Raw genomic sequence first — 11,979 nt, forward strand, 5'->3', positions numbered from 1 at the left:
GTCGCACGGCCCTCGCGGGTGGCGCCCCACTGTGTCCATGAGCGCGCTCCGCGCGCGGGCGCCCCTTCCCGTTTCCTGGGGGCTCCGCAAGCGGCACCGTCCAGCCCGTCCGGCGTTTGAGGACGAGGCGCGAAGCGCCGACAAGGGCAGGGGCCCGGGGGCGGCAGCCCCCGGATCGGGAAGGGGCGGGCCTGGGGCGCCCCGCGAGGGCTCAGCCGTCCGCCCCGGACCTCAGCTTCGCCAGGTCCGCCTTCACCGTGTTGACGGGAATGGCGAAGCCGAGCCCGACGCTGCCGGAGTCACCGGAGCCACCGGCCCCACCGCCCCCGGAACTCGGCGCGTACATCGCGGAGTTGATCCCGACGATGTTCCCGTTCATGTCGATGAGGGCACCCCCGGAGTTCCCGGGGTTGAGCGAGGCATCGGTCTGCAGCGCCTTGTACGTCGTCTTCGACGACCCCGTGTCGCCGTTGAACTCCTGGCCGCCGAACTCGAAGGGCCAGCCCCCGCCGGGTCCCTGCTGCTCCTGGCCGCCGCCCTTGCCGGGGTCCGCGGACACGGTCACGTCCCGGTCGAGCGCGGAGATGATGCCGCTGGTGACGGTCCCGGTCAGCCCCTCGGGCGAGCCGATCGCGACGACCTCGTCGCCGACCTGCACCTTGTCGGAGTCGCCGAGGCTCGCGGCCTTCAGGCCGGAGGCGCCCTCCAGCTTGATGAGCGCGAGGTCCTTCTTGCTGTCGGTGCCCACGGTCTTGGCCCGGTACGTCTTGCCGTCGCTGGTCCGCACGGTGATCGAGGTGGCGCCGGAGATGACGTGGTTGTTGGTGATGATCTCGCCGTCGGAGGTGATGATCACGCCGGAGCCGGTGGACTTGCCCGCGTTGCCGCTGGCGTTGATCTCGACGGTGCTCGGCGTCACGGCGGCGGCGACGCCGGAGACGGTGCCCTTGCTGCCCGCGGAGACGCTCGTGCCGTTGATGTTCTTCGTGCCGGTCCCGCCGTCGTCGCCGGTGAGGGTCTGGACGGCGTAGGCGGTGCCGCCGCCGACGGCCGCGGCGGCGAGGGCGACCGCGGCGAGCAGGGCGGCGGGTCCCTTGGCGCGGCGCCGGTGCGCGGCGGCGGGCGGCCCGGCGGGCTCCGGCTCGTAGGCGGGCGGGGGCGGGTACGCGCCCTGTGTACCGCCGTAGTGCCCAGGGGAGGACTGCTCCTTGTGGTACTCGCCGCTGTGGCGGAAGCTCTCGGTCATGTACCTGAGCATCACGGCCGTAGATGAGAGCCCGCTGAGCACGCCCTGAGAAGCCCGGCAGAACCCCGTTTGCCCGACATAAAGGCCGCGCGCCCGGCGGGGGCGCGGGCCGGGCGTCACAGGTCGCGGTTGCGTTCGTCGCTCGCGAAGAAGAAGCCGAAGGCCGCGCTGGCCAGGGCCACCACGGGGGTGAAGACGAGGCTCATCTCGCGGTAGTTGTCGGCCTCGAAGTGCGTCCAGTGGCTGAAGACCAGGGCGAGGCTGGGGACCACCGCCAGGACGCAGACGAGCCAGAAGAGCCCCAGGGCGAGCACGCGCCGGGTCTCGTTCATGTGCCGCTGCTTGCTGATCTTGAGCCAGTGCTCGGTGTCGAGGCCGGCGGGGGAGGGCGGCAGGTCCTCGACGAGGGCGGGCGGCGCGGCTTCGGGGGCGGGGCCGGTGCCGGGGCCGCCGGGCTGGATGCGCTCGCGCAGGAAGCCGAGGTCGAGCCCGTCCCGCGAGGGCGGCTCGGTCTCGCTCAGGTCGTCACCGGGTCCGGTGGCCACGGCACCCTCCCCCTTCCGGCGAGCAGGGTGCCGGCGGCCCCGGCCGCCACATCGGTGCGTCCGTCAACGGTTGCTCGTCCTCCAGGGTCGGGCGCGGGCCGGGGTGGGGGCGGCACCCCCGCGCTGCCGCCCCCACCCGTGACTCGTGCCATCGGATGCGCGTTACTCGTGTGCGGGGCACCCCTGGCCCCCAGCGGCGCAGGTCTCCACCGGCAGGGGAGGGCCGATCCGGCAGATCTCGCCGTCCGGCAGGGGCAGTTCATCCTCGCGCAGCAGCACTTCGCCGCCGAGGCCGGGGTCTTCGTCGTCGGTGTCGATGAACTCCCCGAAGGGGGCGGGCAGTTCGGGCACCTCGGTGAGCTGCTGCTCGTTGTGCCATTCGCGGAAGGGCGTGAGGTGTCCGACCTTCGTCGCGCAGCAGAGCTGTACGGCCACGTGCCGGGCCTTCCCGCGCGCCCCATGCGCAGGTGTCGGCTCATTCATCCGTGGTGCCCCCTCCGGTGATCGCCCTGTGGGCGAGGGGGCCGTGCCACAGCTCAGGACCCCCAAGCTTCACCTGAGCGAGGCTAGCACATTCCATGTGATCTATTTCAACATTTGAAGCACATTCGATGTGGATCTGATGCACACTGGAAGTGTACTCAAGGCGCATCCAGTACGGATTTGCTTGACACGATGTGTGCGGGAGGGCAACATGGAAGCCACGTTCCGACGGGCACGGCTGGGAGGAGCAAGTCATGGGTCGCTTGACCGGCCGCTTACCGGCCCCATGAGATCCAGCGCGTGCGTCGGCGGGACCAGCCGGTGTCGGCACGCGCTGACCTGGCTTTCTGGCGCACGGGGTGCGCCGGCGCGGACCTGTGAGAGGTAGCGCCCATATCCGCGGCACCGGGGTCGGCCACGATGCTTGCGATCGCTCGGGGAGCGCTCAGGGGATTCCCTGGACAGAGCTGCCCGGCCGCCGTGTGTCCGGAGCTCCCACGACATCTTTGCCTACTGAGGATCTGAGGGGATCTGGCATGCCTGCTGACAACACGACCGAAACGCCGACCACCGCGGCAGACACACAAGTCACCCGCCTCAGCGTGAACATCAACGCGGAGACGGCGGCAAAGCTCCGCTGGTACAAGGAGCAGAAGGGCATCTCGATCACCGAGACCATCCGGCGAGCGGTCGCGCTCCTGGATCTCGTGGAGCGAGAGTCGGCCGGTGGCAACGAGGTCCTGCTCAAGTCGCGCGACGGCAAGTCGGTCCGCCAGCTCTGGCTGGTCTGAGCCGCGCTGTCGCCCGCGCTCCCGGCCCATCGGCCGCGCGGTCGCCCGGAGCGGGGGCTGACGGCCACCGTCCCGGCGTCAGCCCTCGCAGCCGCAGGAGCGGCGCACCACCAGGCGCGAAGGGAAGACCTTCAGCCGCTCGCGCCGCGACCCGGCGACCCGCAGGCCGTCGTCCAGGACCAGGTCGACGGCCGCGCGGGCCATCGCCGGGCGGTCGGAAGCGACGGTCGTGAGGGGCGGGTCGGTGAGCCCGGCCTCCTTCACATCGTCGAATCCGGCGACGGCCAGCTCGCCCGGCACGTCGATCCGCAGCTCGCGCGCGGCCCGCAGCACACCGATGGCCTGGTCGTCGGTGGAGCAGAAGATCGCGGTGGGGCGGTCGGGACCGCCCAGGAAGCCGAGCGCCAGCTGATACGCGTCGTAGCGGTTGTACGGCGCTTCGAAGAGGCGGCCCTCGGTCGGCCGGCCCGCCTCGCGCATCGCCCGTCGCCAGCCCTCGACGTGGTCGGAGACCGGGTCGCCGACGGTGGGCGTCGCCGCCGTGCCGCCCACGCAGGCCACGTACTCGTGTCCGTGCTCCAAGAGGTGCCGGGTGGCGAGCTGGGCACCGCCCACGTCATCCGTGACCACGGCCACGTCGTCGATGGCCTCGGGCCGCTCGTGCAGCAGCACCACGCGCGCGTCCCACGCGTCGATCTCGGCCGCCGCCTGGTCCGTCAGACCGTGGCTGACCAGGATCAGACCGGAGACCCGCATGCCGAGGAAGGCCCGCAGATAGTGGGTCTCGCGCTCTTCCACATAGTCGGAGTTGCCGACCAGGACCATCTTTCCGCGTTCGGACGCCGCCTGCTCCACCGCGTGCGTCATCTCCGCGAAGAACGGCTGGCGCGCGTCCGGCACGATCATGCCTATGAGGTCCGTGCGGCGGGACGCCATGGCCTGGGCGACCCGGTCCGGGCGGTAGCCCAGTTCCTTGATCGCGGCGAGGACACGCTCGCGCGTGGCCGGGGCGACCGGCCGGGGTCCATTGTTGATGACGTAGCTCACGACCGCGGTCGAAGTACCCGCCAGTCGCGCCACATCGTCCCGCGTCACCTTGGCCACGCGCGCAGTCTACGCGGATGGAGTCAGCCCTGAGCAGGGCGTGCGGCCGCTTCCTCGGGCGTCCGGGACACCGACGCGGAGGGCCGCCGTGACGAAGCGGACGAAGGGGGCGTCCGCTTGCTCTCGGTCTTCTCGGCCTTCTCCGCGCGCTCCGGCTTCTCCGGGACGACGAAGCGGTAGCCCACGTTGCGCACGGTGCCGATGAGCGACTCGTGTTCGACGCCGAGCTTCGCCCGCAGCCGGCGTACGTGGACGTCGACCGTGCGGGTGCCGCCGAAGTAGTCGTAGCCCCAGACCTCCTGGAGCAGCTGCGCGCGGGTGAAGACCCGGCCCGGGTGCTGCGCGAGGTACTTGATCAGCTCGAACTCCTTGAAGGTCAGGTCGAGGACCCGGCCCTTCAGCTTCGCGCTGTACGTCGCCTCGTCCACGGACAGGTCGCCGTTGCGGATCTCCATGGGGGAGTCGTCGGCGGTGATCTCCTTGCGGCCCATGGCCAGGCGCAGGCGCGCCTCGACCTCGGCCGGGCCCGCGGTGTCCAGGAGCACGTCGTCGATGCCCCAGTCGGCGGTGACGGCGGCGAGGCCGCCCTCGGTCACGACGAGGAGCAGCGGACAGCCGGGTCCGGTGGAGCGCAGGAGCTGACACAGGCTGCGGACCTGCGGCAGGTCGCGGCGCCCGTCGACGAGGATGACGTCGGCGCCGGGGGTGTCCACGAGGGCCGGGCCCTCGGCGGGGGCCACCCGCACGTTGTGCAGGAGCAGACCGAGGGCGGGGAGCACCTCCGTCGACGGCTGGAGGGCGTTGGTCAGGAGCAGCAGGGAACTCATCGCGATCCGCCCCCGAGTTCTCGGCTTCGCTCGAACAGGGGGGACCCCCCTCCTGCCTGGGGGGTCGGCCGGACCTGCCGGTCGCCGTGCACGTTTCGCTCGCCCATTACGTCGGTTCCTCCTCGGGTCCCGTGCGAGGACGTGGGGGCACTGCTTCGTACGTTGCTACACCTCCCGCGCCCGGGGAGGCGTCCGTGCTCGCCGGTCTTGAGGCTACGTTTACCGACGGCGTTCCGCGCGGCCCGTGGGACCGGCCCGGAAAGCACGAAAGGACCCGGGGGCTGCGTTGCCCGGATCCTCTGCGCAGCAGAATAGCCCACATGAGTTCCGGTCCGGCAGGTCAGACGGCGCGATCTTCTGTGCCCCCGATCACTCGCGTTCAGCGGAGCGCAACGCTGCGTACCACGCTCCGTACGGCGGACGGGGTACGTCTCGATGCCGCGTACGACCCGGGCCCCGGCCCGGTCGGCGGGCCCGCGATCGTGGTCGCGCACGGCTTCACGGGGGACCGTCAGCGGCCGCACGTGCGGCGGGCGGCGCGGGTGTTCGCCCAGCGTGCGGCCGTGGTCACGTTCTCCTTCCGGGGCCACGGGGCCTCCGCGGGGCGGTCCACGGTCGGCGACCGCGAGGTGCTCGACGTGGCGGCGGCCGTCGCCTGGGCGCGCTCGCTCGGGCACACGCGCGTGGTGACCGTCGGTTTCTCCATGGGCGGCTCCGTGGTCCTGCGCCACGCGGCGTTGCACGGGGGGCGCACGGAAGCGCGGGTTGACGCCGTCGTCGCGGTCAGTGCTCCGGCCCGCTGGTTCTACCGGGGCACGGCGCCCATGCGGCGGCTGCACTGGCTGGTCACCCGGCCCGCGGGCCGGGCCGTGAGCCGCCTCGGCCTGCGCACCCGCATCCATCCGCGCGAATGGGACCCGGTGCCCCTGTCGCCGACGGAGGCCGTGCCGCTGCTCGCGCCGACCCCGCTCCTGATCGTCCACGGCGACCGGGACCCGTACTTCCCCGTCGACCATCCCCGGATGCTGGCCGCCGCCGCGTCCGGCGCGGCCGAGCTGTGGCTGGAAGCGGGCATGGGCCACGCGGAGCACGCGGCGGACGACGCGCTCCTGGGGCGGATGGCCGACTGGGCCACGGCATCATGGACGTCGGCAACCGCCGAGTGACGAGTGGCAGGAGGGGCACCATGGCAGCCGGAACGATCCGGTACTGGGCCGCGGCGAAGGCGGCCGCGGGCCTCGCCGAGGAGCCGTACGCGGAGGCCACGCTGGCCGACGCGCTGAGCGCGGCCCGCGCGCGACACCCCGGGGAACTGGAGCGCGTCCTGCTGCGCTGCTCGTTCCTCATCGACGGCGACCCCGTGGGCACGCGCGCCCATGAGACGGTACGTCTGGCCGAGGGCGGCACGGTCGAGGTGCTCCCGCCGTTCGCAGGAGGATGACGTTGAGCGACCAGCCGCACCAGGGGTACGACCCGTACCGGGCGCAGCCGGGGCAGCAGGGGTACGACCCCTATGACCCGTACCAGCAGCAGGTGGCGCAGCCGCAGTCGCCGCACGGCGACGGCCAGTACCAGCAGCAGTGGGGGTACCAGGACCCGTACGCGGGGCAGCAGGACCACCAGGACTACACCCAGCAGTGGCAGGGGCAGACCTGGGAGACGCAGATCCAGCCCGCGCCGATGCCTGTCGCCGACGTGACCGAGACCGCCTACCTGCCGCAGCAGTCCGCCGACCAGTGGGCCCCGGCTCCCGAGGCCGCCTACGTCCAGCCCCCGTACACGGACCAGGGCGCCCACGCTGTGCCCGCCCGTTCCGGTTCCGCCCCCTGGGCGGACCAGCCGCCCACAGAGGGGGTGGGCGGGTACCAGCCGCCCACAGAGGAAGTGGCGGAGCCCCGGCCGGAGGCCGAGGTCGCGCCCGAGGCCGGGCCCTCCTACGGGCCCGCCACCACCACCGGGAACGCTCGGGTCACCGATGCCCAGCGGGCGCGGGCCGAGGGGCGGTCGCCGATCATCGAGCCGGGGATGCAGCCCGCCGCGCTCACGGCGGTGCTCGGGCTGCTCCTTGCCGGGGGCGCGGCGATGGGGCAGTACGCGCTGCTCGTACCGCTGGTGCTCCTCCAGGCCGTGACCGCCGCCGGATGGTTCCGGCTGAACGGCATGTGGCCCGCCCGGCAGGGCATCGCGCTGGCGTTCCTCGGCGGGCTCGTCGCCGACGCCGCGCTGCTCGCCACCGGCGAGGGCAACGCCCCGGCCGCGATCCTCGGCACCCTCGGCGTCTGGGTGCTGCTCGTCCTCGTGCTCCAGCTGCGCAGCCGCGCCGGTGCCGACGAGCGGATGTACGGCCTGATGGCGACTGTCGCCTCCAGCGCGCTCACGATCATCGCGGCCGGGCACCTGGCCGCCGTGCACGAGGCGGCGACCGTCGGCGGCATCGCGGTCGCGGCGGCCGTGCTCGCCCGCGCGCTGCCGCTGCCCACCCCGGCGTCCGTGGTCGTGGCGCTGCTCGCGGCGGCCGGTGCGGGCATCGCGGTCGGCGGGCCCACGGACCTCGGTTCGAAGGGCGCGCTGCTCGGCCTCGCCGCCGGTGTCTGCGCGCTCGTGGGGCACCGGGTGGCCAGCTACGACTACCCGTCGCGGTTCGTCCACTTCACCGCGGGGGTCGCGCTGCCGCTGGCCGCCGCGGCGCCCGCGGTGTACCTCCTGGGGCGGGCCATCGGCTGATCCGCGGCCTTCGCCCGGCCGTTTCGAACGGGTACGAGGCGATCGTCACAGCTGTTCGACGAGTCCCCGGCCGGGCGCTCCGGCCGGGGACCCGTCCTTTAGGCTCGCGGCAACTGACTCTGAGGCGGGGGAACGGGAATCCAGGCATGAGCAAGCGCGCGATACGCATACTCCTGATCGTCGTCGTGGTCCTCGGCGGCCTCTTCGTCGCGGCCGACCGCTTCGCGGTCTCGTACGCGGAGAGCGAGGCGGCCGACAAGATCAAGACCCAGGAGGGGCTCAGCAGCACGCCGGACGTGTCGATCAAGGGCTTCCCGTTCCTGACCCAGGTCATCGGCGGAAAGCTCGACGACGTCGAGATCACGATGAAGGACTACGACGCCAAGTCCGACGGCGACACCATCCGTGTCGCCGACCTCAGCGCCACCATGCACGGCGTCGACTTCTCCAGCGACTACAGCTCCGCCACCGCCGACCGGGCCGCGGGGGTCGCCCGGATCTCCTACGACGAGCTCCTCAAGGCCGCGAAGGCCGAGCCGGTCGAGCTGCCGCTCGGCGCGAAGGGCGAGGTCGTCGGCCTCTCCGACGGCGGCGACGGCAAGATCAAGGTCTCGGTCGAGGTCAGCAAGGGCGGCACGAAGCTGCCCGAGCCCGTGGACGTGCTCAGCACGGTCAGCGTCGAGGGCGACACCATCCGCGTGCACGCCGACAAGATCCCGGACAAGCTGAACGTGCTCGGGGTCAGCGTGCCGCTGCCCGAGGGCCTGGTCCGCGACGTCACCGACTTCCAGGAGAAGGTCTCGGACCTGCCGGGCGGCATCCAGCTCGACACGGTGCAGGCCGCGCCGGACGGGGTGGACGTGGTGGTCAAGGGCGAGAACGTGGACCTGGTGTCCTGAAACATGGACCTGGTGTCCTGAACCGCGTCCTCCGGATTCCTCCGGCGCGCCGGTTCCGCCCCGGGCGCTGTCCGTAGTACGAGACGAAGGTGTCCGCCCTTCAGATGGCGGACCCGCGCCCCTCCCGTGGGAACGGGCAGGCGCGCCCCCGCCGACGGCCGGAAAGCGATACTCCGATCACATGCTGGACGAAATCGTCTCAGCATCCGACATTGCGGTGACACGGCCGTGTCGGCGTCCCTACGATCGGACCCATGCACCGACAGGCGGATCTCACGAAGCGGCGGGCAGTGGACCTGTGCCGCGTCGCCGCCATGCTCTGTCGCGCTCTCTGAGCGGGATGCCCGACTCCCGTATTCCCCCGGCCCGTTGACCGCCGTCAGGGCCATCCCGTGCGGTGCGCCCGTGCCTCCCCGCATTCGCGTACCCGCACCTCACCGTTCAGCTTCGCCGCACCTGCTCCGGAGGAGAAACGCATGAGCCGCAGCGACGTCCTGGTAGACGCCGACTGGGTCGAGGCCCACATCGACGACCCGAAGGTCGTCCTCGTCGAGGTGGACGAGGACACCTCGGCGTACGACAAGAACCACATCAAGAACGCGATCCGGATCGACTGGACCAAGGACCTCCAGGACCCGGTCCGCCGCGACTTCATCGACCAGGAGGGCTTCGAGAAGCTCCTCTCCGGCAAGGGCATCGCGAACGACTCCACCGTCGTGCTCTACGGCGGCAACAACAACTGGTTCGCGTCCTACGCCTTCTGGTACTTCAAGCTCTACGGCCACCAGGACGTGCGCCTCCTCGACGGCGGCCGCAAGAAGTGGGAGCTGGACTCCCGCGACCTGGTCGACGGCTCCCAGGTGCCGCAGCGCGCCGAGACGTCGTACAAGGCCAAGCCCCAGGACTCCTCGATCCGCGCCTTCCGCGACGACGTCGTCGCCGCGATCGGCGCGCAGAACCTGGTCGACGTGCGCTCGCCCGACGAGTTCTCCGGCAAGCTGCTCGCCCCGGCCCACCTGCCCCAGGAGCAGTCGCAGCGCCCCGGCCACGTGCCCAGCGCCCGCAACATCCCGTGGTCGAAGAACGCCAACGACGACGGCACCTTCAAGTCGGACGACGAGCTGCGCGCCCTCTACGCCGACGAGCAGGTCGACCTGGCCAAGGACACCATCGCCTACTGCCGCATCGGTGAGCGCTCGGCCCTGACCTGGTTCGTGCTGCACGAGCTGCTCGGCGTCGAGAACGTCAAGAACTACGACGGCTCCTGGACCGAGTACGGCTCCCTCGTCGGCGTGCCGATCGAACTCGGCGCCAACAAGTAGTCCGCCGCCCCTTCCCCTTCATTCCTAGGAGTACGTCATGTGTGGAGCCAAGGCCGGCGGCCCCGACGCCTCGACGGCGAAGCCCGGTGAGACCACCATCCAGGGCCAGGTGACCCGCGACGGCGAGCCGGTGACCGGCTACGTCCGGCTGCTCGACTCGACCGGCGAGTTCACCGCCGAGGTCCCGACCTCGGCGACCGGTCAGTTCCGCTTCTACGCCGCCGAGGGCACGTGGACCGTGCGGGCCCTGGTGCCGGGCGGCAGTGCCGACCGCACCGTGGTCGCCCAGAAGGGCGGGCTCGCCGAGGTGGCCATCGCCGTCTGAGCCCTTTCCCGGCCGGGGCCGCACCCAGGGGTTGGACGCCAGGGGGTGCGGCCCTCGGCCTGTGCGCGGCTCCATCGGCGCTCCGCGCCTAGGGTCGGCGTCTGCCGTCGAGCTCGTCCCACCACTCGTCCGACTTGGGGTCCCCGGACGGGTCGTCCCACCAGCGGTCCTCGGGGCCCCGGCGGTTCGCGACCATGGCGGCGAGCGGGGGGATCACCATCGCCACCACGCACATCCCGACCGCGACCGGGACCGACCAGAGCCGCACGACGCCCCAGGCCAGGACGAACAGGGCGAGGCACGTGCCCATCATGGCGAAGTACACATGACGCCGGCGCGCGTACATACGTCCAGCGTACGGCGGACCTCGCCGAGAAGCGGCCGCGCGTCCCCACTACAGTGGAGCCTGGCTCTGTTACCGCTCACCACAGCTCACCGAGGAGCACCCCGTGCTTGAGGCCTTCTTCTCCGCACTCCTTGTCCTGGTCTGCGTCGGCGTTCTCGCCTTCACCGGTCTGGCAGTGAAGAAGCTGTACCAGGGCCAGCGCTGACCCCCATCCGGGACCCCCACGAGAGACTCCTGAGCAACCCATGATCCAGATTCCGTCCGACCTGCACCCCGACCTCGTCCCCCTCGTCTGGCTCCTCGGCACCTGGGAGGGCGCGGGCGTCACCGACTTCCCCGGCTCCGCCAAGGCGAACTTCGGCCAGGAGGTCACCTTCACGCACGACGGGCGGGACTTCCTCGAGTACCACTCGCACACGTGGGTGCTCGACGCCGAGGGCAAGAAGACCGAGCCCCTGGAGTCCGAGTCCGGCTTCTGGCGCGTCGACAAGGACCGCAAGGTCGAGGTCGTCATGGTCCGCCAGGACGGCGTCGTCGAGGTCTGGTACGGCGAGCTCGCCGACCAGAAGCCGCAGATCGACCTGGCCACCGACGCCGTCGCCCGCACCGCGGCCTCCGGCCCGTACACCGGCGGCAAGCGCCTGTACGGCTATGTGAAGAGCGACCTGATGTGGGTCGGCGAGAAGCAGACCCCCGAGGTGCCGCTGCGCCCCTACATGTCGGCCCAGCTCAAGAAGGTCGTCTCCCCCGAAGAGGTGGCCGAGATGGCCCGCAACCTGGGCGACCTGCCCGACGACGGCATCGCCTTCTTCAAGTAGTCCCTACACTCAGGGGTGTGGTGACCACCGACCCGGACGGCACGGCGACGGACTGGAAGAGCGACCTGCGGCAGCGCGGATACCGTCTGACGCCGCAGCGCCAGCTCGTCCTGGAGGCCGTCGACGCCCTTGAGCACGCGACCCCCGACGACATCCTCTGCGAGGTCCGCAGGACGGCGTCGGGGATCAACATCTCCACCGTCTACCGCACCCTGGAGCTCCTGGAGGAGCTGGGGCTCGTCTCCCACGCCCACCTCGGGCACGGCGCGCCCACCTACCACCTCGCGGACCGCCACGACCACATCCACCTGGTGTGCCGGGACTGCACGCGGGTCATCGAGGCCGAGCTCGACGTCGCCGCGGACTTCACCGAGAAGCTGCGCGCGACGTTCGGCTTCGACACGGACCTGAAGCACTTCGCGATCTTCGGCCGGTGCGGCACGTGTGCGGCGGACGGCCCCGCCGAAGCCCCCGAGGACCCCGGCGCGGCCCCGGCGCAGACCGGTGGCGAGGGCCAGGGGGAGAAATAAACACGGGGCTCCGCGAGTC

The 11,979-nt window shown here is 71.6% G+C and carries 16 protein-coding genes; 10 read left to right on the plus strand and 6 right to left on the minus strand.

Annotated elements, in window-relative coordinates; translation table 11 throughout:
* Positions 1-211: 211 nt before the first annotated feature.
* The 3 genes from AC5WAM_RS22105 to AC5WAM_RS22115 form a co-directional block, all read right to left on the minus strand.
* A complete protein-coding gene (locus tag AC5WAM_RS22105) occupies positions 212-1,246 on the minus strand; it encodes a S1C family serine protease (RefSeq protein ID WP_495518567.1) in 1,035 nt (344 codons plus the stop codon).
* A 116-nt stretch (positions 1,247-1,362) separates the two neighbouring features.
* Positions 1,363-1,791: a hypothetical protein gene (locus AC5WAM_RS22110; protein ID WP_366791170.1), complete on the minus strand. Its 429-nt coding sequence runs from the start codon at positions 1,789-1,791 to the stop codon at positions 1,363-1,365.
* A 162-nt stretch (positions 1,792-1,953) separates the two neighbouring features.
* Positions 1,954-2,226, minus strand: a complete 273-nt coding sequence (locus AC5WAM_RS22115) for a hypothetical protein (RefSeq protein WP_495518568.1) — start codon at positions 2,224-2,226, stop codon at positions 1,954-1,956.
* A gap of 584 nt (positions 2,227-2,810) precedes the next feature.
* On the opposite strand from AC5WAM_RS22115, the gene AC5WAM_RS22120 reads away from it, so the two are divergent.
* The gene (locus AC5WAM_RS22120; RefSeq protein WP_037826732.1) at positions 2,811-3,065 is read left to right on the plus strand and encodes a ribbon-helix-helix domain-containing protein; all 255 of its coding nucleotides are present in this window, start codon (positions 2,811-2,813) and stop codon (positions 3,063-3,065) included.
* A gap of 78 nt (positions 3,066-3,143) precedes the next feature.
* On the opposite strand, the gene AC5WAM_RS22125 is transcribed toward AC5WAM_RS22120, so the two are convergent.
* Complete coding sequence (locus AC5WAM_RS22125; protein WP_366791172.1) at positions 3,144-4,169, minus strand: LacI family DNA-binding transcriptional regulator; 1,026 nt, start codon at positions 4,167-4,169, stop codon at positions 3,144-3,146.
* 23 nt (positions 4,170-4,192) lie between these two features.
* Positions 4,193-4,996: a response regulator transcription factor gene (locus tag AC5WAM_RS22130; protein WP_366791173.1), complete on the minus strand. Its 804-nt coding sequence runs from the start codon at positions 4,994-4,996 to the stop codon at positions 4,193-4,195.
* 320 nt (positions 4,997-5,316) lie between these two features.
* Here AC5WAM_RS22130 and AC5WAM_RS22135 point away from each other — a divergent pair, with 320 nt between their 5' ends.
* The 7 genes from AC5WAM_RS22135 (at position 5,317) to AC5WAM_RS22165 (ending at position 10,266) form a co-directional block, all read left to right on the plus strand.
* Complete coding sequence (locus AC5WAM_RS22135) at positions 5,317-6,162, plus strand: alpha/beta hydrolase (RefSeq protein WP_495518569.1); 846 nt, start codon at positions 5,317-5,319, stop codon at positions 6,160-6,162.
* Between the two features lie 20 nt (positions 6,163-6,182).
* Complete coding sequence (locus tag AC5WAM_RS22140) at positions 6,183-6,437, plus strand: MoaD/ThiS family protein (RefSeq protein ID WP_138960471.1); 255 nt, start codon at positions 6,183-6,185, stop codon at positions 6,435-6,437.
* A gap of 2 nt (positions 6,438-6,439) precedes the next feature.
* Positions 6,440-7,720, plus strand: coding sequence for a hypothetical protein (locus AC5WAM_RS22145; protein ID WP_366791175.1), 1,281 nt, complete (start codon positions 6,440-6,442; stop codon positions 7,718-7,720).
* 146 nt (positions 7,721-7,866) lie between these two features.
* Positions 7,867-8,619, plus strand: a complete 753-nt coding sequence (locus AC5WAM_RS22150; protein ID WP_495518570.1) for an LmeA family phospholipid-binding protein — start codon at positions 7,867-7,869, stop codon at positions 8,617-8,619.
* Positions 8,620-8,873: 254 nt separating this feature from the next.
* Positions 8,874-8,954 carry a putative leader peptide gene (locus AC5WAM_RS22155; protein WP_361843195.1) on the plus strand — a complete coding sequence of 27 codons (81 nt, stop codon included), beginning with the start codon at positions 8,874-8,876 and terminating at the stop codon, positions 8,952-8,954.
* A gap of 141 nt (positions 8,955-9,095) precedes the next feature.
* Positions 9,096-9,941, plus strand: coding sequence for a sulfurtransferase (locus tag AC5WAM_RS22160; RefSeq protein ID WP_366791177.1), 846 nt, complete (start codon positions 9,096-9,098; stop codon positions 9,939-9,941).
* A 37-nt stretch (positions 9,942-9,978) separates the two neighbouring features.
* Positions 9,979-10,266: a DUF1416 domain-containing protein gene (locus AC5WAM_RS22165; RefSeq protein WP_030686692.1), complete on the plus strand. Its 288-nt coding sequence runs from the start codon at positions 9,979-9,981 to the stop codon at positions 10,264-10,266.
* A gap of 88 nt (positions 10,267-10,354) precedes the next feature.
* Here AC5WAM_RS22165 and AC5WAM_RS22170 read toward each other — a convergent pair whose 3' ends face one another.
* Entirely contained in the window at positions 10,355-10,612 is a 258-nt protein-coding gene (locus AC5WAM_RS22170) for a DUF3099 domain-containing protein (protein WP_366791178.1), read from the minus strand.
* A gap of 245 nt (positions 10,613-10,857) precedes the next feature.
* On the opposite strand from AC5WAM_RS22170, the gene AC5WAM_RS22175 reads away from it, so the two are divergent.
* The gene (locus AC5WAM_RS22175) at positions 10,858-11,430 is read left to right on the plus strand and encodes a heme-binding beta-barrel domain-containing protein (RefSeq protein WP_366791179.1); all 573 of its coding nucleotides are present in this window, start codon (positions 10,858-10,860) and stop codon (positions 11,428-11,430) included.
* Between the two features lie 17 nt (positions 11,431-11,447).
* Entirely contained in the window at positions 11,448-11,960 is a 513-nt protein-coding gene (locus AC5WAM_RS22180) for a Fur family transcriptional regulator (RefSeq protein ID WP_366791180.1), read from the plus strand.
* Positions 11,961-11,979 lie beyond the last annotated feature (19 nt).

This window comes from Streptomyces sp. JLYT201 (assembly GCF_059448825.1).